At 31.7% G+C, this 21,972-nt stretch carries 21 protein-coding genes and 2 tRNA genes; 6 read left to right on the top strand and 17 right to left on the bottom strand.

Features of this window, described 5'->3' with window-relative positions; translation table 11 throughout:
- Nucleotides 1-29: 29 nt before the first annotated feature.
- Genes ACN0WI_RS13390 through ACN0WI_RS13380 form a run of 3 tightly spaced genes read left to right on the top strand, consistent with a single transcriptional unit; the run spans nt 30 to nt 2,838 of the window.
- On the top strand, nt 30-536 hold the full coding sequence (locus tag ACN0WI_RS13390) for a TrmH family RNA methyltransferase (protein WP_417887475.1): 507 nt from the start codon (nt 30-32) through the stop codon (nt 534-536).
- 24 nt (nt 537-560) lie between these two features.
- A complete protein-coding gene (locus ACN0WI_RS13385) occupies nt 561-1,649 on the top strand; it encodes an AI-2E family transporter (protein ID WP_417887474.1) in 1,089 nt (362 codons plus the stop codon).
- 10 nt (nt 1,650-1,659) lie between these two features.
- Nucleotides 1,660-2,838, top strand: a complete 1,179-nt coding sequence (locus tag ACN0WI_RS13380; protein WP_417887472.1) for a class I SAM-dependent methyltransferase — start codon at nt 1,660-1,662, stop codon at nt 2,836-2,838.
- Between the two features lie 37 nt (nt 2,839-2,875).
- On the opposite strand, the gene ACN0WI_RS13375 is transcribed toward ACN0WI_RS13380, so the two are convergent.
- The 17 genes from ACN0WI_RS13375 to ACN0WI_RS13295 form a co-directional block, all read right to left on the bottom strand.
- On the bottom strand, nt 2,876-4,144 hold the full coding sequence (locus ACN0WI_RS13375) for a phenylacetate--CoA ligase family protein (RefSeq protein WP_417887471.1): 1,269 nt from the start codon (nt 4,142-4,144) through the stop codon (nt 2,876-2,878).
- On the bottom strand, nt 4,144-5,799 hold the full coding sequence (locus ACN0WI_RS13370) for a C45 family autoproteolytic acyltransferase/hydolase (protein ID WP_417887470.1): 1,656 nt from the start codon (nt 5,797-5,799) through the stop codon (nt 4,144-4,146). Before ACN0WI_RS13370 ends, ACN0WI_RS13375 begins: the two co-directional genes overlap by 1 nt.
- Before the next feature lies 1 nt (nt 5,800).
- Nucleotides 5,801-8,782: an MMPL family transporter gene (locus tag ACN0WI_RS13365; RefSeq protein ID WP_417887469.1), complete on the bottom strand. Its 2,982-nt coding sequence runs from the start codon at nt 8,780-8,782 to the stop codon at nt 5,801-5,803.
- Nucleotides 8,783-9,988, bottom strand: coding sequence for a DUF2062 domain-containing protein (locus tag ACN0WI_RS13360; RefSeq protein WP_417887467.1), 1,206 nt, complete (start codon nt 9,986-9,988; stop codon nt 8,783-8,785).
- Nucleotides 9,989-10,063: 75 nt separating this feature from the next.
- A complete protein-coding gene (locus ACN0WI_RS13355; RefSeq protein ID WP_417887466.1) occupies nt 10,064-10,429 on the bottom strand; it encodes a hydroxymyristoyl-ACP dehydratase in 366 nt (121 codons plus the stop codon).
- 116 nt (nt 10,430-10,545) lie between these two features.
- Nucleotides 10,546-11,172 carry a LolA family protein gene (locus ACN0WI_RS13350; RefSeq protein ID WP_417887464.1) on the bottom strand — a complete coding sequence of 209 codons (627 nt, stop codon included), beginning with the start codon at nt 11,170-11,172 and terminating at the stop codon, nt 10,546-10,548.
- Complete coding sequence (locus ACN0WI_RS13345) at nt 11,159-11,926, bottom strand: polysaccharide deacetylase family protein (RefSeq protein WP_417887462.1); 768 nt, start codon at nt 11,924-11,926, stop codon at nt 11,159-11,161. The genes ACN0WI_RS13350 and ACN0WI_RS13345 overlap by 14 nt, the downstream gene beginning before the upstream one ends.
- The gene (locus ACN0WI_RS13340; protein WP_417887461.1) at nt 11,923-13,077 is read right to left on the bottom strand and encodes a beta-ketoacyl synthase chain length factor; all 1,155 of its coding nucleotides are present in this window, start codon (nt 13,075-13,077) and stop codon (nt 11,923-11,925) included. The genes ACN0WI_RS13345 and ACN0WI_RS13340 overlap by 4 nt, the downstream gene beginning before the upstream one ends.
- The gene (locus ACN0WI_RS13335; protein WP_417887460.1) at nt 13,067-14,251 is read right to left on the bottom strand and encodes a beta-ketoacyl-[acyl-carrier-protein] synthase family protein; all 1,185 of its coding nucleotides are present in this window, start codon (nt 14,249-14,251) and stop codon (nt 13,067-13,069) included. The genes ACN0WI_RS13340 and ACN0WI_RS13335 overlap by 11 nt, the downstream gene beginning before the upstream one ends.
- Nucleotides 14,252-14,509, bottom strand: coding sequence for a phosphopantetheine-binding protein (locus tag ACN0WI_RS13330; protein ID WP_417887459.1), 258 nt, complete (start codon nt 14,507-14,509; stop codon nt 14,252-14,254).
- Nucleotides 14,502-15,098 (bottom strand): 3-oxoacyl-ACP synthase, encoded by a 597-nt coding sequence (locus ACN0WI_RS13325; RefSeq protein WP_417887458.1) that lies wholly within the window; start codon nt 15,096-15,098, stop codon nt 14,502-14,504. Before ACN0WI_RS13325 ends, ACN0WI_RS13330 begins: the two co-directional genes overlap by 8 nt.
- The gene (locus tag ACN0WI_RS13320; protein ID WP_417887457.1) at nt 15,091-16,245 is read right to left on the bottom strand and encodes a beta-ketoacyl-[acyl-carrier-protein] synthase family protein; all 1,155 of its coding nucleotides are present in this window, start codon (nt 16,243-16,245) and stop codon (nt 15,091-15,093) included. Before ACN0WI_RS13320 ends, ACN0WI_RS13325 begins: the two co-directional genes overlap by 8 nt.
- Nucleotides 16,245-16,661 (bottom strand): acyl-CoA thioesterase, encoded by a 417-nt coding sequence (locus ACN0WI_RS13315; protein ID WP_417887456.1) that lies wholly within the window; start codon nt 16,659-16,661, stop codon nt 16,245-16,247. Before ACN0WI_RS13315 ends, ACN0WI_RS13320 begins: the two co-directional genes overlap by 1 nt.
- Before the next feature lie 17 nt (nt 16,662-16,678).
- On the bottom strand, nt 16,679-17,131 hold the full coding sequence (locus ACN0WI_RS13310; RefSeq protein WP_417887454.1) for a hypothetical protein: 453 nt from the start codon (nt 17,129-17,131) through the stop codon (nt 16,679-16,681).
- Nucleotides 17,132-17,139: 8 nt separating this feature from the next.
- Nucleotides 17,140-18,018 carry a lipid A biosynthesis acyltransferase gene (locus ACN0WI_RS13305; protein ID WP_417887452.1) on the bottom strand — a complete coding sequence of 293 codons (879 nt, stop codon included), beginning with the start codon at nt 18,016-18,018 and terminating at the stop codon, nt 17,140-17,142.
- A 3-nt stretch (nt 18,019-18,021) separates the two neighbouring features.
- A complete protein-coding gene (gene fabG, locus ACN0WI_RS13300; RefSeq protein WP_417887451.1) occupies nt 18,022-18,753 on the bottom strand; it encodes a 3-oxoacyl-ACP reductase FabG in 732 nt (243 codons plus the stop codon).
- Entirely contained in the window at nt 18,754-20,286 is a 1,533-nt protein-coding gene (locus tag ACN0WI_RS13295; protein WP_417887449.1) for an HAL/PAL/TAL family ammonia-lyase, read from the bottom strand. It abuts the gene before it with no gap.
- 103 nt (nt 20,287-20,389) lie between these two features.
- On the opposite strand from ACN0WI_RS13295, the gene ACN0WI_RS13290 reads away from it, so the two are divergent.
- From ACN0WI_RS13290 to ACN0WI_RS13280, 3 genes are all read left to right on the top strand, one after another.
- Nucleotides 20,390-21,622, top strand: a complete 1,233-nt coding sequence (locus tag ACN0WI_RS13290) for an NAD(P)/FAD-dependent oxidoreductase (RefSeq protein ID WP_417887448.1) — start codon at nt 20,390-20,392, stop codon at nt 21,620-21,622.
- A gap of 155 nt (nt 21,623-21,777) precedes the next feature.
- Nucleotides 21,778-21,862 (top strand) — tRNA-Ser (locus ACN0WI_RS13285).
- 33 nt (nt 21,863-21,895) lie between these two features.
- Nucleotides 21,896-21,970: transfer RNA gene (locus tag ACN0WI_RS13280), tRNA-Pro, on the top strand.
- The last annotated feature ends 2 nt before the right edge of the window (nt 21,971-21,972 follow it).

The following is a 21,972-nucleotide window of genomic DNA, read 5'->3' as shown; positions in this document are numbered from 1 at the left end:
AAAATCTATTATTAGCAAAAAATAACATAATGCAACTAAACCACGAACAAAATAAATTCACTACTAAAAAATTTCCGATTACATTAGTACTCGATCAAATTTCGGGGGAAGCTAATGCAGGTAGTCTATTTAGGTTAAGTGATGCATTTCATGTTGAAGAAATAATTTTCTGTGGACTCCAACCAAATCTTAACAGTAAACGTTTAAAAAAGACAGCCAGAAATACAAATGAATATGTACAATTTCAGTTTCAAGAACACATAGAAAATGTTCTTCTTCAAAAGAAAAAAGAAGGTTATAAAATAATAGGGATTGAAATCACTGAAAATAGTATCTCACTCCAAAATTTATTTCTAAAGCCTTCCGATAAAATTGTTCTAATAGCCGGAAACGAAAATTTTGGTATTTCTGAAGCAGTTTTAAAACAATGCGATTGCGTTGTCCATATCAATATGTTTGGTAATAATAGTAGCATGAATGTTGCCCAAGCTGTAGGAATATCTCTTTATGAAATCACAAAAAGCTTGATTCATTAATATTTAAAATCCTATATTTAGCCTGTGAATGCAAAACAACTTTCTTACGGATTATTAAGAGCTGCCGGTATAGCTATTGGTATTTTTTTACTATTATTTTTTCTTTACGAAATACAATCGGTAATTGTTTATATTGTCGTTGCCGCTATTATATCTTTAGTGGGCAGACCCGTAGTTATATTTTTACGGCAACACCTGCGTATTCCTAATCAGGTTGCTGTAATTATAGTTTTACTGATGGTTATGGCTATTTTTGTAGGTATAATTTTAGTTTTTGTCCCGATTGTTGTAGAACAAAGTCAATATTTAGGCCGTATAGATATAGAAGCTTTTAAAAGTGATCTTAATAATTTAAACACACAGATTAATGCTTATTTAGGGGTTGAAGAAATAAACATTATTGAGAGTTTAAAAGAAAGTGAATTTATTAAGAGTTTTGATGTTAGCCTTATTCCTAAATTTTTAAATAATGTATTTGGCATTTTAGGAGCAACAATAGTTGCATTATTTTCTGTGATATTTATTTCATTCTTCTTACTAAAAGACAGTAAGTTAATGGTAAACAGCATACTAGTTTTTGCAAATCATGGAAAAGAACAAAAATTTATCCGAATATTTAATAAAATTAAAATTTTACTTTCTCGCTATTTTGTAGGCCTTACTTTACAAATTACTGTATTGTTTATTTTGTATATGATATTGCTCTCGTTGTTCGAAGTGAATAACCCTGTAGCAATAGCTTTTATCTGTGCTTTTTTAAATTTAGTTCCCTACTTAGGGCCTGTTTTTGCAGGAATCTTGATGACGCTTTTTGTGATTTCTAGCAATTTAGGAGCCGATTTTCAAACCATTATACTTCCTAAATTAATTTATGTAATGCTCGGTTATTGTATATGCCAAGTAATCGATAATTTAATTTCTCAACCCATGATTTTTGGGGCAAGTGTAAAATCACATCCATTAGAGATCTTTTTAGTGATTTTAATTGCAGGACTTGTGTTCGGAATTGTAGGAATGGTTGTAGCTGTGCCTGTGTATACGGCAATTAAAGTAATTGCTAAAGAATCTTTAAGCGATTACAAAATCGTAAAACGCCTTACCCGAGGCTTATAAATCAGGTTTTATGAATACAGAACTTTTAAATCCAGAAGTTCAAAAATTTATAGCAGAACACTTAAAAAGCGATGTTACAAAACTAATTTTAAAAGGTAGTCCTTTTCCTAAAGTTTCGGGAGCTGAGTTGGCTACTCAAATTTCAGGAAAAAAAACAGCTCAAAAAAAATTACCGGTTTGGTTTACAACCAATGTTATTTATCCACCTAAATTAAACTTAGAACAAACATCTTCTCAAATTACAGCGAAATATAAGGCTTCTTTAGTATCAGGAAGTGATTTAGCCGATCTTACAGGTGGTTTTGGTATAGATAGCTACTTTTTCTCGCAGAATATTAAAAACGTTTATTACAACGAGTTAAATGAAAATTTAGCAGAACTTGCTAAACATAATTTTAAAGTATTTAATGCGAACAATATTGAAGTAAATAGTGGCGACGGATTAGAATTTCTAAAATCTTCTGAAATTAAATTCGATTGGATTTTTTTAGATCCCGCTAGAAGAGACAATCATGGCGGTAAAGTATTCCGATTGGCAGACTGTACACCAAATGTTGTAGAGGACTTAGATCTATTTTTTGAAAAGTCGGATGCTATTTTTATAAAGACTTCTCCTCTACTCGATTTAAAATTAGGAATTTCAGAACTTAAAAATGTTGCTGAAATTCATATCGTAGCAGTTGAAAACGAAGTAAAAGAATTGTTATGGATTTTGAAAAAAGATGCTAACACTGCATGCAAAATTATTACGAAGAACTTTCGTAAAAAAGAAAACCAACATTTCGAAACAATTCTTGATGAAACCGTAATTCCTGAATTAAGTTTACCTAAAAAGTATCTATACGAGCCTAATGCTGCTATTATGAAAAGTCAGTTATTTGGTAAGCTATCCCACGAACTTCAACTAACAAAACTACATCAACATTCCCATTTATTTACTTCTGAAAAAGAAATGGATTTTCCTGGTAGAAAATTTGAAATAACTGAAATACTGAATTTTGGATCTAAATATTTAAAGAAAAAATTTAAAGGTAAAAAAGCAAATATTAGTATTCGGAACTTTCCTATTGATGTTGAAAGTATCCGAAAAAAATATAAAATTAAAGATGGAGGAATAGATTATTTATTCTTTACCACAAATTTAAACGAAGATAGAGTTGTATTGGTTTGTAGGAAAACTTCAGATTAAATCAGACTTTATTTAGAACTAGTATCCCCGTTTTAAACTATCGAAAATCGTGAAAAATAATTGGCTTTCTACTTTCTTTAGGAAATTTTTTCTGTGCTAAAACCGATGCTTCTATTTGCTGAATGTTAAGCTTTATCTGAATTTTATCACGTAATTTTTGTTGAATTTCAGAAATAGATAATTTAGAACTTTCTGAAACTTTAATATAAACTTCATCGTTCCCCAATTCATCTTTATAAGCTTCAATAATATAACTATCAACTCCAATGGAATTCATTCCTTCTTGAATATGCTGCGGATATAATGTAGTTCCCTTCACCTTCAACATTTGCTTTTTTCGCCCCACTACTGGGCCAACTCGCACCGATTTTCTACCGCAGCTACAAGGATCTTCAATTTTCATAACCATATCTCCGGTGGCGTAACGAATTAGTGGCATACTTTCGACTTGTAAAGTCGTGATAACTAATTCTCCAACCTGCAAATTTTCAACAGTATAACCATCTTCATTTAAAACTTCAGTATAAATTAAATTTGGTAAAATATGATTTCCTTTATGATGCTCACATTCAGTAAAAGCAGTTGCCATTTCCGTAGAAGCATATGTGGAAAACAATTCAACATCCCACAATTCTTGAATTTTTGTTTTAAGTACAGTATCTTTTAAATCCTCATTCAACAAAGATTCTCCAATACAAATAACTCCTTTTACTGAGGAGTTTTTAAAATCTATTCCGTTTTGCTGCGCATAAGCAATTAACTTCAACAAAAAAGAAGGAACAGCTACTAAATATTTAGGCTGAAATCGTTCAATACTATCCCATTGCAAACCAGGCAAACCACTACCCGTTCTTATAATACCTGCGCCGAGCTTACGTAAACCTAAAAAATACGCCATTCCGGCCATAAATCGGCGGTCTAAAGTTGTGGTTAGTTGGACACTATCTTCTTTGGTTACTCCAATTATTTTAAAAGATTCAAATTCGTTATACGCTAACCGCTGTAAATCGTGTTCATTCAGCATAAAATTAACAGGATTACCAAGCGTTCCAGAAGTGGTTACATGATCTATAATCTCCGAATAATCTACTGCTAAGAAATCGAAATTATTGGTTTGTAAATCTTCTTTAGTTGTAATTGGAATTCGACAAAAATCGGCATAGGTGTTTATTGCAGAAGCCGCTAAACCATTTTTGCTAAAAACTTGTTTATAAAATGGAGAATGCATTGCTACATATTGCAATTGTTCTTGTACAAGCTGCCATTGCAAGTCGATTGATATTTCTGGAGAAAGAAAATCTTTCATTATAATTTTCTATACGATTTTTGTATTAATTTTTTAAGATGCTTTTTTTCCGGAAGTGTAGTTACTTCTCTCCTTAATGCTTGCTTAAAATCGATAATTGCTTGTTTGTAATTTTTTTCGCGATAATAATATTTTCCACTTAGATAATAAGCCTGCCAATAATGAGGGTTTAAATGCTTTAAAGTTTCTGCATCACTAGAATCTATATGTTTTTTATTAGCTAATGCTGCTATAAAATCATTCTTTAATTTTCGATATTTTTCGTAATTCTTATAATTCGTAGTCTTAAGAAACTCTGAGGCAGCAATAACAGCTGAAGTATCCATAGCACTTCCTGATACATTTCCTTTTTCAAATTCAGCAAAAACATCATCTAAATCGTAAGCCAGAAAAGCTCCCATTTGGTAAGGATTAGACGAGATCCAAACTTTCTTCTCTTCAGGCTTAAAAACAATGCCATGATGTGCTAATAATTGATTTATTGCTTTCTCATTACCATAGCCTATATTTTCATCTTCTAAGCCCTTTCGATTTCGAAGAATAGCAACAGCTTTTTTAGGTGTTAACTTACCGCTTTCAGAAACTAATTCAGTCATTCTTTCAAATCGATATTTTGAATGACTATTTTTTATTGTTTTTTGATTTCGCCTATCGTTTTTATACACATCACTCTGAAAGTGATTACTACATATTAATTGGTTATTATTTGCCACTTCGTAAACTCCGAAATTAGTAGGGCTTACTTCTATTAAAATAGCTTTATGATCTTTAGCACTCCCCACCATAATGGACTCTGACACAAATACATCTCGTTTTTTAGCAATTTCGATTGCTTCTTCTAGATTTGAAGCATGCTGTAAAATCTCTCTGGAGACCAATGTTATGGGATCTTTTGCTAACATTGGTATTTTAGATTTTCCTGCATTTATAGTTATACTAATTCCTTCTATATTCATTCCACTTACGGCTCCTATCATTCCGCCCCAAGTATACATCATAAACTTATTTCCATGATCGGGATTTACAAAAGCAACAAGTTTTTGGCTTGAAAACTCATCTCCCGCATAAAAATCAAAATTTCGACCTAACAGCAATTCACCATCAACTGTTTTTTCCTCCCAAGCGGCAAAACTAGTACACCCCACAAGCATTAAATCTTGTAAAGCATGCCCAATATCGTGAGCCCCATGGAAATATAACATCCGAAGATAAGCTGGGGCAAATTCATCATACTTTTTGAGTCCAAATTTAGATAACCCGTAAATTTCTTGCTTATATTCTTCTGGAACATATAAATACATTTTCCTATTGAACCAAGTAACCATTTTTTTAAGGAAATTACGGTATCCTTGGGAAGGTACCATCTCATTTATCTTCCCCATAAAAGCGTTTTCTTGATGATGGATAAGGTCTTGAGTAAGACTTCCATTTGCCAAACCTAGTTCTAACGGACCTCCTTCAATATAAAGTTCCCAAACTCCATATTGATTCTGAAAAAGATTATTTTTCCCTAAGGTGTAATGATGATCGTTTATTTTCTTACGAACTGTATCAATTTCAGAAATTTTAGATATATCTGGCTGATCTTGATATGATTTTCTAACTCCGCAGGAAATAAATAATAAGACCACAAAAAAAGGAATAATTTTCTTCATGCTATTTTTTTTCAAAAACAAAAATTCCATTTTGTCGATACACAATTTCAAAATCGAGATCTAGCAACCATTTAGTATCTAAATTTTCTTGTACGATAATTACTTTTTTAGCAAACTGTTCTATAATTTTTTTTATGGAATCTTGTACCTCTTCTTTATCAATTTTAGGCAAAACAAATGTACTGTAATTTGCTGCCTCTTCTAAATTTGAAGTAAAATGAAGTCTTTCATGTTTACTTCTAAAACAGTTATTGGCAACTTCTCGATCATTAGTAATCTCAAAACCAGCAATTTTGGATTCCGGATTAATATAACTTAAGTAAATAGGTAAAACGCCCATACCAGAATGAAAGAAAAATAACGATTCTCCTCTTTCTACAAAATTAGAAACTCGTAAATAGCGCTCTTTATTGGTTTCAAACAGATGTTTTGCATCTTTATAAACCGGCTTATAGCGATAATTATCTAATACAGCGTCGTGATAATACAAATCCTTACTATAATAAATTTTATTTTGAATAAAACTTCTTATATGTCGAAATCGAAAAGGTGGTAATCCTTGTTTTCGTCGATTAATGAATAATAAATTAAACAGCCAAACCTGAAAAACAAAAGCAACTAAAACGGCTGCTAAAATACCAATAATAGAAACTACCGAAATAGATTGTAATGCTGGATGTTTGGCAAAAATTAAAGCTCCAACACCTAAAAGCGTAGTAATAACTGAAATTAGAATAGATGTTTGATAGGTTTTAAGTTCCGATTGCCCGGTTTGATACTCTTTTAAACATGCATTTGTTATAAAAATGCTATAATCTAAACCTAACCCAAAAATAAAAGTTGAAATTATAATATTTAAAATATTAAAGTGTATTTGTAATACAGCCATAATTCCTAGTGCGATAACCCAAGTAACAGCAATTGGTAATAAGGTTAACAAGCTAATTTCTAAATTTCTATAGAACAGAAAAAGCACTACAAAAACAGCTATTATCGATAAACCAATAAGTGTATTAAAGTTATTTTTCAGATTACCTAAGAAACTCTCATTAAGTCGTTTCCTATCAATTACAACAGTTCCTTTTAAATCTTTAAATGGTGCTAAAAATTCTGATACAGAAGTAGTATCTAAATTTATTGTAGTGGTTACGGTTGCAAAATCATCTGAATTTGAAATAAAATCGTTTAAATACAGATTCGTTGTATTTTGATAGTCTTGTAATTGCAGTGTTTTAAAATCACGTTGTATAAGTGCATAAAATCGATTAAAACTCTGTGGTTTAAATCCATATTCATGAGATTCTCGTACAATTTTAGAACGTAAAGCAACAGTATCTTGTTTTGCCCAAAAATCTTTCCAATTGGCTATTTTTTCTTGCTGCATTTGTGTAGAAAGCACTACTCCACCAATACTACTGTAAGAATTTAAAATTGTGGTATCTTTAAACTCCTTTAAGCGATTATATACATTGGAATTATGCTGAAGCGCCTCATCTATTGTTCCTCCGTAACTAACTAAATAAATAGATTTACCACTACTATTAGCTACTTGCTGTATTTTTTGTTCTGATTTTTTGATGCTTTCCGGCTGAAAATTTATTTCTGATAGATCATGATTAAACTGAACATCAGAAAAAAAGAATAATCCTAAAACAAATAAACCAACAACTGTAAATAAAAGTGGTTTAATTCGGTAAAAATTAACAGCAGCTACAGTATCTAAAAATGTTGAATTTGAATCCCCTTCATCTGTATTATTATACAAAAGAGGAATAATTAATAAAGCTAACAAAGCAGCAACCACAACACTTATTGCTGCAAACAATCCTAGATCATTCAAAGCATCACTTTGTACAAATAATAAACATAGAAACGCAATACTGGTAGTAAAACTACTCATTAAAACAGGCGTGGCTACCTCTTTATATAATTGTTTTATATCTCTGTTATTTCTGTAATGGGTTAAAATATGTAATCCATAATCTAGCGTTATCCCTAATAAAATAGAACCTATACCTATTGATATTGCTGAAATACTTCCTTTTATAAAATATAAAATTGCTACAGAAGTAAAAGCAGCTAAAACACCTGGAATAAATAAGATAAGCGGAACATAGATTTTTCGATAAAAAAAGATCAGCAAAATTAATAATATCGATATAGCAATACTTACTGTAATTTTTACATCACTTTTTATCTGATTGGCATTCGCTAACGAATATAAAACACCTCCAAAAAAGTCTCCTTTAACATCTTTGAAATCTTGATTAAGCTGTTGCTGAATATGCTCTAATTTTTCTACAAAAATTCGATTTTTATTCGTTTCAGAAGCTGGTAATTCTGGAGATATAAATAATAGTAAATGCTTTTTATCTTTTGTAACAATGTAATTGTTATATAAAACATAATTATCGCCTACTTGTAGTTCTTTTAATTTATTAAGACCTAAAGGAGCTAGGTTTAACGGATCTTTAAAAATAAACTTTTTGGTAACTAAACCTGTAGGCGAAACAATACTGCGGTAGTCTTGTTTTATCTGTCGAGAAATTGCAGAATCACTTAAGCGATTTTCAATTTTAGAATAATCCTTTTTAGATAAAAACAACGGTAAATTCTCATACACAAAATCATAAATTTCGTCAACCCCTTCTTGTGGAATTTTGCCTTCAATATTTTTTATGTAATTAGGTAATTGAGTATTTAGAGAATCTATAAACTGATTAGCATATTGTGTTAGCTTCTCGAGATTTTCTTCTTCCGAAGAAATACAAACAATAATTTTATCGGAAAATTCGGTTTCTTTTAAAATCCGCTTTAAAACTGCTTGATCTTCTCCAGAAGGTATTAAACCCGTTACGTCTTCTTCAAAACGAACATTTGAAGCCGTAAAAACCATTACAGCAGCAAAGAAAACAAGTAAAACAACACCAAAAATTTTATGGCGTTGAAAGTACTGATAGGATGCTAAAAAAAATTGATGCATTTACGGTTTTACAAACTGTTTTTTACGTAATGCCGAAAATAAAAAATAAAAAACAATCCAAACCAGTATTGAAGTAGTAATTGCAAGAATTAAGCTCCCCAGTATATATTGACCTAAGCCTAAAAACACATCGGTAACGGAACTTATGCTTTGTAGTTTTAAACTCCAATCCCAACCTTGTCCCATTACAACAGAGCCTATCTGGTAGCTTAAATACACAATAACAGGAATAAACGGTGGAATACTAATATTTGAAAACAGAAAAGCCGTAACCTTATTTACTTTTAACACTAATGCTAATACAAAAACTAAAAAGGTATGAATTCCCCAAAATGGTGATAAGCCTACAAAAATACCTACGGCTATAGCTGTTGCTTTTTTTGCTGGTGTTTCGTTACTTTTTAAAATATCTTCTTTCCAGAATTTTTTGAAGCCTTTTTTCTTAAAATCTTGATATTTATTACGTGGGTGGATATAGAAGAAACTAACCAGTACAAACCACATATATAAAAGAGTAATCCTTACAATATCCCAAAATGGTCTAAAATGGCTTACCCTATTCTTCTCATCATATAAAACTTTAATTGGCACATTTCTAACTTCAATTTTTCGCCAAGTAGCTTTTACTATAGTTTCAATTTCAAATTCAAACTTCCAAGTATATAAATTTATAGAATTCATTACTTTTAAAGGATATAGCCGATAACCACTTTGTGTGTCGTGTAACTGAAACCCGGTAACTACCAAATACCAATAACTAGAATAATCGTTTCCTGTAGAACTAATTCCGGGAACGCCGTCGCTGCCCATGTTTCGATCTCCAATAAGTAGTAAATCTTTATCTCCGCGCTTACGATTTTCTAATTCAGTTAAAAAAACAACTAAATCATCCGCATAATGCTGCCCGTCAGAATCTATAGTTACTGCATACTCGTAACCCAATTCTTCAGCAATTTTAAATCCTTCTTTTAGTACTTGACCTTTCCCCCGGTTTTTTTTAAAATTATAAACCTTAAGTTGATTAAAATTCTCTAATATAGATACTGTTGAATCAGTACTACCATCGTTTAGAATTACAATTTGTGAAGTATATGCAAGAATATTCTCTAAAACCGAAGCTAAAGTTGTTTCGTTGTTGTAGGTTGGCACCATTACACAACATTTCAATGCTTTAAAACGATCTTCAAATATTCCTATTCCTTTCAAATTTATTTTTTTGTCGTGCAAAAGTATTAATTAAATTTACCTAAGCATAACAATCTGAAATAAGAAAAATAAAATTTAAATAGCTTTATAAATTGCATTGAATTTTAAAGCCATTTCTCCATTTTGGCGTGCAATTCCTTTTACTTTATACTCGTTATCTACTTGGTCAATTTGAGTTTCTAACACCAAATTAGCACAGCTAGTAGGGTCTACAACTGCCATAAATTTTACATTTACCGCTTTTTGTAAAGCTAAAAGGCATCCTACTTGGCGTTCTGTTTCTTCTTTAAATAAATTCATTAAAACAACACCAGGAGTTACAGGTCTATTAGGAAAATGTCCTTTATAAAGTGGATGATTTTTATTTATTGAAATTTCAGTAACAAACTGATTGGTTTCTTTTGAAGAAGAAATCACTTTGTAAAAGTCTTTAAGTAACATAAAAGGGATTTAAGCGGACTAAAATAATGAATAAAAGTTAACTCAAATATATTTTTGCTATTATTAAATCTATATTACCTACTTTGGAAGTAAAAACAATCAATTTTTTAATACAATTATTGCTGAAAAACACTTTTATCTATAGGCTTATTAAAATGCCATTCTTTAAACTGAATCATTGTATAATCACCAGATTCTTCAACTAGTTTAACCGATTGAAGCGTATTTTCCTTAGAAAAACACATTACTACTTTCTGAAATATACTCGCTAAATTTTCATTTTTCGGAATCATTACGGCATTAGTTCCATTTTTTACGTGTGAATAAGTAATGGTAAAATTCTCATCATCTTTTAATAATTCTCCGTTTAGGCTACCTGTTATAAGATCTCCTAACTTGGCAAACATTTTATTGCCACTTAAATCTTGTTCACTTTTTTGGCCATCATCGTTTATGTATAAATGATCGTTTTTAAATAGTAAAGAATATGAAAATGGTTTATTATAGACCCATTTAATAAGATCTGGCGATTCGTAAAAAATCTCTCCCTTAGATTCCGATTCTGAATCCATCATGGCAATAACTTTAATCTGCCGAAATTCTGAATGCAAGCTTTTAGCTTCAGCCATTTTTACAGTTAATTCAGCGGGTTCCGTATGTTTTTCTAACTTCGCAAAATTTGAAGGTTGCTGAGCTAGAAGACTTAAACTACAGAAAAAGAATAAAAAATTAATTATACGCATTGATATTAAATAACTTATCGGGGCTAATTGCCTGGTAATGTTTTGCTTCAACAATCATCAATAATTGTTCCAATATAGCTAAGGTTTGTTGCTTATTATCATGTAATAAAACAACATCCCCAGCCTGTAAACGCCGTTTTATTTTAACAACTATTTTTTCTTTATCATTTATAATTGCATCGTAAGTTCTAAGATTCCACCCAATAACATGATGTCCTGTTTTTTCTATAGCTTTTTTTGTATTTGGGTTTATAATTCCAAAAGGAGGTCGGAAAAAATTTAATTTGAGCTGTAATAAATCATACGCTACAATATCGCAAGCTTCTATTTCTCTAACTAATGTTTTTGAAGACAGAAATCCCATTTTTCGTGTATGAGAATACGTATGGTTTCCGATAACATGCCCCCTTTTATAAATTTCTTTTACAATTTCAGGATGCTTTTCCATGTGTTGCCCGATACAAAAAAAACAAGCTTTTGCATTGTATTTATCTAGAATATCTAAAATTTGTAACGTATAATCACTTGGTCCATCATCAAAAGTTATACATATTTTATTAGTAGCAGCTGTATTATGATGGTATCCTTTTAAAAAAAAATTCCAACGAATATTTGCAGAAACGGTAATCAATAAAATAGGATATAAAATAGCAGCAACTGCTAATGGCCATAAATTCCAACCTTTAATGGCTGCATACATACTAAAAGTAACTAATGCTAACCAAATTAAAACATTTACAATTCTAAATTTCAAAGACTTTGGACTAAAGTTAAACTATGATTTTTACCAAGATACTGATTATAAATAAGCATATTTTTTATTGAATCTGGCTTTGTTTCGCTATTAATTTTAATAAAATCAGGAATACGGTTTTCTTTTATAATATTGGCACTAAGCCAAAAAGCATAAGCTGTAGCTGTATTATAATCTCCAACTAAATGTTTAAAACCAAGTTGAAGTGTATTTGAAAAAATCCCTTCTTGAAGTTTTTTGTAATACTTATCGAATCTAACATCTCCATTATTCCCTAATACAATAGCATCTATTTCTGAAATAGAAAGATCATTTCGTTTTAAAAAAGATTTTATGGTATCGGGAAGTTTTGATTCTGAAATAGAATTAAATAATGCACAATCTAGAATAGAAGCATATGAGTTTTTAGTCCGTAACTTAGAAAGCAAAAAGAAATTTGCTCCTTCTGATGTTATTGTACCGGAAGTCTCCGATTCTAACAACTCCAAGTTAGGTATTGCTTCTTTTTTAAGTTGTCCATCTAAATAATAAAAAGGAGTACTTGTTTTTGCCAGTTCATCTACCCCACCAACTAATACACTCCGAATAGTTCTATCTTCATTAAACTGAAGAATAGCATCTAACAAAGCCGATTCAAAAGAAGCACTATTTTGTGTATACGTCATATTATAACCTGTACACTTTAAGTCTAATGCTATTTGTCCTCCTACCGTATTATGTGTACTTTGAATAAATGCTGTAGGAGTTAAAAAGGATTCTTGTCCATCTAAAATATTTTCTAGGAACTTTTCAGTGTCTTGTTTACAACCTTCGCCAGTTCCTACAATAATAGCATCAGGAACACGAACTCCAGCCTCCATTAAAGCATTTTTTGCAGTTACTAAACCCATCTTTATCGCTTTAGACATTCGTCTAAGCATCATAGGTTTTATATATTGTTTGTAAGCAATATCCTGTGCTGAAAATATATTTTGCTGAAAATATTTTGGTTCTTCAACAACTAATATATCATCAGATTGTGCCGAGATACTTGACACCCCATTAATATATAATTTACGCGAAAAACTAGATTTAGAAATTTCTAATTTTTCTTCAAATTCAGCATTCTCAGATCTTGCTTCGGTTATACCATTGTGTAGATTACAGCCCATTTTTACTGAATATTAATGAAGTGCAATTTCCGCCAAAACCAAAAGAATTAGATAAAACATATTCTATTTTTGCATCTTTAACAGTAGTTACCGGATATAATTTTGTTTCTTCTATTGCATTTTTAAAATTAAGATTCGGTAATAATTGCTGATTTTTTAAAGCTAATAAACTAAATACTGCTTCGATGCCTCCAGCGGCTGCAAGTGTATGTCCAGTAAATCCTTTGGTACTACTAAAGCTAGGAATCTCTTTAAAAGTACGCAACAAAGCTTTACTTTCTGAAAGATCATTATTTTGAGTAGCCGTTCCGTGGGCATTTATATAATCGATTTTATAAGAATTTAAATTTGCGCTACGTAATGCTTTTTGCATAGCTAAGTAAGCACCTTCTCCATTGTCGGAAGAAGCTGTTTGGTGGAAAGCATCGTTTGCGTTTCCATAACCGGCAACATAGCCTAAAATTGGTTTATCTTTAATTGTATCTTTTGCTTCTAGTACTAAATAAGCGGCTGCTTCTCCTAGATTTAATCCGTTGCGATCCCGATCAAAAGGCTTTGGATTACTTTCAGAATAAATCAATAACGAATTAAATCCGTTTAATGTGAATTTCGATAAACAATCTGTTCCACCCACAATTACTCGATCTAACTGCCCGGAAGCTATCATTCTGGCTCCCATCATAATTGCATTAGCTGCAGAGGAACAAGCGGTACTTATTGTACTTACATATCCATTTATACCAAAAAAAGAGGCAATTTGTTCGGTTGTAAAACCCGGATGTTGAGCTTGTATAAAACGCCTGTTCGTTTTATCGTTTTCATATTCACGATAAAAACGCTCTGTCATATCCATCCCACCTACACTTGTTCCGTTTACAAAACCTATATTTGAAAAATCATGAATTTTTGCATTCTGCACACATTCTTTCAATGCTAAAACACCCAATAAAGCCGCTCTTGTAAACGTGTGTTTTTTTGGTAAGCCTATACTTTCTGCCAATTCATCATTAGTGAGTTTTATTTCACCTACCGATAAATTTTTATGTCGTGTTGATAAAATTTCTGGCTTAGAAAGACCGTGATTTCCGTTAAGTATGGATTGGTAATTTTCTATTACATTCTTCCCAATAGCAGAAAGTATTCCCATTCCGGTAATGGCTACTTTCCTACTCATCTATTTGGTACGATTCTGTTCGATAAATTCTGCCATTTTATTGATACTTTCAAAAATTTCTCGACTTTTTTGCGGATCGGTTAATTTTATTCCGTAATCTTTTTCTAATAAAACAATTAATTCCAATGCATCAATAGAGTCTAAACCTAATCCGTCTCCAAATAGTGCTTCATCATTTTCAATATCGCTAACCTCCATATCCTCTAGGTTAAGTTGTTCTATTATACTGGATTTTAATTCAGTACGCAAATCAGTCATAGTCGGAATTATAAATTTCTTGTAATTTCATTTCAATTTCAGGCAAACACATTACAACTGAAACCGTCCACAAAAATACATCATATTCCGCATTGTGCAAGTTTAACCAGCCACAAACTACTTTATCAGCTTTAGAAGACTGTAATAATTGGGCTGAATATGTTAGTAAAAATCCTGGACTAAAAGCATCTTCAACAAAAAAAGCATTTTCGCTTTTAAGATTAAAACGTATACTTATTTCTCCTAAAACAATATTAGGTAATGTATATACAAAAAGTGCAGGCGACGGAAAATCTTTAATTGATTGCTGATAATTAGCATCACTTTCCAAACTTGAGCTAGAATTACTAAAAATTAGCGCCGTATCTTCAGTAAATTCAGTTGTATTAGCTATAACTTCCGAAGCTATAAACCCTAGCTTAGAAAGCTGATCCATTTTATGAAATTTTGGATATTTTATTTCTAAAAATTTAAAAGTTTCTTTTAGAAAACTATCAATATCGCTATCCGAAGAAAAAAGCAATTTATCGTTTGCTACAACTTTTCCATTTTTAATGCGTACCCAATTATCGATATTTGCATTATTCATTTACCACTTCCTTTTTAAATACTAATGCCAAATTACAACCTCCAAAACCAGAAGCTGTTTTTAAAACATACTTCAAATTTACCGATTTTTGATACTCTGAAACGATATTTATAGGTTTTGAAACGCCTAATTTATTATAATTTAAGCTGGGATAAATTTCTGAATTAAGCATCATTTGTTTGGATAAAATAGCCTCGATTAAAGCAGAAGCACCTAGGGTATGACCGTAAAACCCTTTTACACTATTTAGTGGCACTCTCTCTAAATTTGCTCTAGAAATGGCAATTGCTTCCATTTCGTCATTATAAAGAGTAGCTGTACCATGTGTGGAAATAAAATTTATTTCCTCCGAATCGATTTTGGCTTCTGTTAATGCCTTCTCGATACTTTTATACAAACCTTCTCCAGTTCTAGAGGGGCCTGAAATATGATTAGCATCGTTAGCAGACGCTTCTCCCTGTAAACAAATATTTATTAAATTCTTTTTTGGGATATCACTTACTAAAACTCCAGCAACTGCTTCGCCAAGATTTATTCCTGTTCTGTCTTTAGAAAAAGGTTTACAAGCAGTTTCACTTAATGCTTGAAAAGAATTAAATCCAGAAACAATGAATTTGGATAGCATATCTCCTCCTAGCACAATAGCTTGTGAAAACTTACCAGCATTAATCATTTTTTTTGCTGTAGAAAGTGCAAGACCTCCCGAAATACAGGCATTAGAAACTACAATGGGTTTAGTTTTAAAACCAAAAAAATCTTTAATAATAGCACCTAATTTGGATAATAATAATCGATTTTCTTTAAAATCTCCAGTATTTTCTAAAAGATGAATATTTCCTTTAGTGGTAGCTATAACCAATCCACAATTGGATAAATCAATCTCATCTTCACTATCTAAAATAGAAGCTACTGCCAATAGAAACATTTGTTCTAATTTGGTATATTTTCCCGGATTTCCTAATTCTGAAAATGCTTTTCTTAATTGTTCAGAATTAACAATTCCCGCGCAAATTGGTGCATCTAAAAATTGATTCTTCTGATATTGTTTTAAACCACTTATTCCTTTTCTTAAATTTTCAATATTTTCTGAAGTTGAAAAACCAAGTGGAGAAATAATACAATCGTTGTGTAAATAAATTTTCTTCATTAAATCAGCATCATTTTCTTTTTCCAATCTAAGAAAAATGAAGGATTATTTAACACTAATTCTCCTTTTTCATCAATAAAAACTTGAACAGTTTCACCGGTACAAATTAATTGTTCAGCTTTAAAAATTCTATATTTATAAATGATTTTTGCTGCATTGGTATTTACAAAAGTGGTCTCTACAGTAAATACATCCGCATATTTTAGCGGTAATTTATGTTCACAACACGATTTTACGATGGGAGTGGCAACTCCGTTTTGTTTAGCATCCAAATAAGAAATTCCGTGTTTTCGGGCAAAATCTTCCCGCCCTTCTTCAAAATATTTTAAATAATTACCATGCCAAACAATTTGCAACGAATCGCATTCGCTAAAACGTACCTGTAATTTGGTTTGTGTAATTAATTCTTTATTCATCTTAGAGAATTCGTGAATTAATCTACCGTCACGGTTTTCATTTCTGAAGTAGCAATTACCTGCTCTTTCTCATCAAAAGTTTTTGCAATAACTAAAGTAACCTTCATTACTTCGTGTAAAATTTCGACATGTGTAGTAAGCTTTTCCCCTACTTTAGGTAATCTAAAAATTTGAACCGATTTAATAGCTCCTATAAATCCCGTTTTAGGCTTTTCTAAACCTGAAATATAGCCTTGATAACCGCGATGTAACGACATGCTTTGTGCCATGTGTTCGATTAATCCGGGCTCGGAAAAAACATCCTCATCGTCAACCAAAATATTCTCTTTTGGCACTAAAAAACCAGTTATTCCAGTGAGTGCAGTATAATCGTATAACCGATCAACCATTACAAATGGTGGTTTTTGAGGAATTAATTTTATAATTTCCTCCGGATCTAATATTGGAGTTTTAAGTAATTGTTCTGCCATAGTTTTAGTTAGCTGAAATCGTTCCAATAATCATAAAAATTATACCACTGATGTGGATATTTTTTGACCATTTTTTCAAGATTTTCAATATACGTTTTTAAAAGTTCTTTAGGTTTATTTTTAGAAGAAATATAAGGTCTTGCATAAAAATGATAATGAAAATGCCGTTCCCTCATTATATGCACAAATAGCACAGGTATATTATTGCGTACTGCCAATTTAAAAGGCCCTTGCGGAAATTCTGCAGGACTTCCTAAAAAATCGGCTGTCCACGTTTTTGCCATTTTCAAATACCGATCGGCTGCAAAAACCAGTAATTCATTATTTTTTAATGCCGCATTCATTTTAAAAATATGAGACAAATCGTCTTTCAGTACAATTATTTTGACTGCTGATTTTCCAGTAATACGTTCTAAGTAGTTTTTTATATTTTCATGTTCAAAATCGGTAACTACTAAATTAACCACTGCGCTAGTTCGTTTCTCATCAAAAAAGTGCTTTGCTAAATTAAAATTACCGATATGTGCGGTAAGTAAAATCCCTCCTTTTTTTTGTTCTCTAAGTTTTTCGATATGCTTTATTCCATCAAACTCAAACGTAAATCGTTCTTTTAAACCAGCAGTTATAGCAACCCGATCTAATTGTACTTTACCAAAGGTGAAATATGTTTTATATACATTCCAAATTGATTTAAGTGTGGAATATTTAAATCGTCTTCGGAAATAATAGAAAATACTTTTGGTGGATTTGAATGCAAAAAATATAAAATAAAGTGCTACAAAAATTAAGACAAAATAAGCAGTATACAAACCAAAAGTACGGATTATAGTAATATATATACGATATCCTAAAACCGCCCCTCTAGATTTCCCGCTCCAATCTGCCATTTTTTAAGAATATAATCCGCCGTTGATGTTTATGACTTCTCCCGTGATATACGATGCTTTTTTTGAAGCCAAAAAACTAACCAAATCGGCTACTTCTTCAGCATTTCCAAAGCGTTGTAACGGAATCATTTTTTTAAGTGTTTTTTCATCAAAATCAGCCGTCATATCCGATTCTATAAATCCTGGAGCCACCGCATTTACCGTAACTTTTCGTTTCCCGATTTCTTGCGCTAAAGCTTTTGTTGCCGAAATTATGGCTCCTTTTGCTGCAGAATAATTTACCTGTCCCGGATTCCCCTTCACACCCGATAAAGAAACGATATTGATAATTCTACCATATCGTTTTTGAAGCATGCTTTTTACAAATTGTTGGGTTACATTATAAAATCCGTTAAGCGATGTATTAATTACTGAACTCCAATCTTCTTCCCCCATCCACATAAATAAGCCATCTTTAGTAATTCCGGCATTATTTACAATTACTTCTACAAATGCATCAGGATTCGAGTTTTGCCAATTTTCAAGTGCTTTTTTTGTAGCATCAAGATCGGCCACATCAAATTGCAGAAGCTCACAGTTTACACCAGTTTCTTCTATACTTTTGCCAGTAGCTTCAGCCGCTTCGGTATTCGAATGATAATTGAGTAAAATATGATACCCAAGATCCGCTGCCAGTTTCATAGCAATTGCTCTTCCTATTCCTCGTGAACCTCCCGTAATTAAAGCGTATTTCATTTAATAAGGATCGTTTTCTTTTAAATAGTTGGTGATATCTTCAATAGATTTATATAAAGGAAAATCTTCTTTTTCCAACTTTAATTTTTCTGTAAATTTCTCAAAAATTTGCTGGGACTGGATGCTAAAACTATTCAAATTATCAATGTACTTCATTCCCTGTATAATCGCCATCATTTCTACTGCAATTACCTGATATGCATTATCGATAACTGTTTTAGTGATATTTGCAGCATTTGTCCCCATACTTACAATATCTTGATTGTCGTTATTATTCGGGATGCTGTGCACATACATACTATTAGAAAGTGTTTGGTTTTCCGCAGTGGTAGAAACTGCTGAAAATTGTGCACCCTGTAAGCCAAAATTGAGGCCTAATTTCCCTAAATTAATAAAGGGTGGAAAAATATCATTCAATTTACTATTGAGTAAATAATTTAATTGCCGCTCGCTTAACATTGACAAACGCGTAATAACTAGCTTTAATTTATCCATTTCTAATGAAATAAAATCACCATGGAAATTTCCGCCATGATATACCATTTGTTTTTCTACGGAAACAATCGGGTTATCATTCGCTGAATTTACTTCATCAATTAAAATTTTCTCTGCGGAATTAATAGTAGCTAGAACCGGACCTAATATTTGCGGAACACAACGCAAACTATAATATTCCTGAACTTTTTCTGAAAAAACAGCTTCTGTATTTGAAGAATTTTGATATAAATGATCTTGCCGATTTTTAATTCGCTTGCTATCCTTTAGATGCTCGCGCATCATTTCTGCAATTTCATGTTGAGCACCATGTAATTTCGAAGTATTTAATTCCGAAGAAAAATGATCGGAATAAGCAGAGACCAATTCATTTAACATTGAAGAGCAACAAACCGACCATGCTAACAAACGTTTAGCATAAATTAGGTTTACAATTCCTATCCCCGTCATTACCGACGTACCATTTATCAGCGCTAAACCTTCTCGTAATTTAATTTCGATAGGTTTTATTGCTAGCTGCTTAAAAATCGATTTTGTAAGTTTTCGTTCTCCTTTATAAAACACTTCTCCTTCACCAATTAACACTAAGGCCAAATGTGCCAACTGCACCAAATCTCCAGATGCACCTACTCCGCCATGTTCAAAAATAATAGGTGTAACATTGTTATTTATTAACTGCTTCATTGTTTCTAAAACCGAAGTATTTACTCCTGAATATCCCAATGAAAGTGTATTTAAACGCGCTAGCATTGAAGCTTTCACATATAACGGATCTAGCATGTTACCCGTTCCTGAAGCATGGCTTCTAATAAGATTATATTGTAATTGTAACCGATCTTTATTATCTATTTTATACTGTGCCATTGGGCCAAAGCCCGTATTTACCCCATAAATAACTTTATTGTTTGCAAATTCTTGTAGAAAAGAAAATGAGCTAGCTACTTTTTCAAGAATTTCTTCTGAAATTTCAAGCTGCTGATTTTCAAATAAAACCTGATTAAAATCTTTTAATTTTAATGCTGCCTTAATGCTAAACATAGTATTTTGGTTAGATGAAACGCCATCCGGTTCAGCAACAAATGTAGTATATTTACAAAGAATCTACACTGTTTCGAGTAAATTGGAATAATTTAGAAAAAACATGAAAAAAGAATTCACTGATATTTTGATAATTGGTGCCGGACCTTCAGGAATGGTTTCTGCCGGATATCTTCAGCAACATAACATACAAATAAAAGTAATCGAAAAACAACAATTTCCACGCTTTGTTATTGGGGAAAGTTTAATTCCTCGGTGTATGGATAATTTTGAAGAAGCCGGTTTATTGGAAGTATTAAAAAAAGCTAACTTTCAAAAAAAACATGGAGCTCGCTTTATAAAAAAAGACAAAATAGGTCAATTCGATTTTAGTCATAAATTTGGGGAAGGATGGGATTGGACTTGGCAAGTACCAAGAGCTGATTTTGATACTATTTTAGCTACCGAAATACAGTCTCGCGGTATTGATATTGCTTTTGAAACGGAAGTTGTAGCTGCTGATTTTAACCAAAAAAATCCAATAATTTCTGTTAAAGATAAAACTGGAGCTATTACAGAAATTGAAGCTAAGTTTGTTATTGATAGTAGTGGCTTTGGACGAGTATTAGCTAAATTATTGAACTTAGAAAAACCATCTAAACTAGCTGCTCATTCTTCTTTATTCACACATATAAAAGAAACAAATCGACCAAAAGGAAAAGAAGGTGAATTAATTACTTTTGAAATTTTAGAAACGCAAGTTTGGTTTTGGTATATTCCTTTCTCCAACGGAAAAACAAGTTTAGGTTTCGTTGCCCCAACTGATTGGTTTAATCAATTTAACACTAATCCTGAAATAGCATTTTCAGAAATGCTTGCTAAATTAGAGTACTACAAAGAAAGATTTAATGATTATCCGTTTGAATTTACCCCAAAAAAAATAAATCATATTGCGAAGAGTGTAAAAAAACTTTACGGAGATAATTTTGCCTTAACGGGTAATAGTGCTGAATTTTTAGATCCTATATTTTCATCTGGAGTTAGTTTTGCTACAGAATCTGGATTACAAGCCGCAAAATTAGCTTTAGCAGAATTAAACGGCAAAGAAGTACATTGGCAACAAGACTATGAAAACTATATGAATAAAGGTGTTGAAGTGTTTTCAAGCTATGTTAAAGAATGGTATAATGGAAATTTACAAGATATTATATTTCACCAATCTCCTAATCCAGATTTAAAAAAACAAATTTGTGCTGTTTTAGCAGGTTATGTTTGGAATACAGAAAATCCATTTGTTAAAAAACATGATAGAATTATAAGTACAGTAGCTAATTTTATAAATTTTAAAAAAAATTAATTTTTTTTAAAATTTATAATCTACTGAAATGAAGAATATTATATCGTAAACATAGAACTCATTACTAAAAAAGAAAGAAAAGGTTTGCAGGGTTCACTAGTATATCTTACATTTGCAACCGCAAAAACACTTGCAAAGTTCTTAAAAAAATTAATGGAGAGGTGGCAGAGTGGTAATGCAGCAGCCTGCTAAGCTGTCATCCTTCGGGATGCCTGGGTTCGAATCCCAGTCTCTCCGCCAGTATCGCGTCCAAGTTGCGATTAATAAATAACTCGGGGTGTAGCGTAGCCCGGTCATCGCGCCTGCTTTGGGAGCAGGAGGTCGCAGGTTCGAATCCTGCCACCCCGACG

The organism is Zunongwangia sp., from assembly GCF_048269745.1.
In the GTDB taxonomy this organism is placed as follows: domain Bacteria; phylum Bacteroidota; class Bacteroidia; order Flavobacteriales; family Flavobacteriaceae; genus Zunongwangia.
The sequence above is the reverse complement of the archived record's forward strand: the minus strand, read 5'-3'. Positions and strand labels throughout refer to the sequence as shown.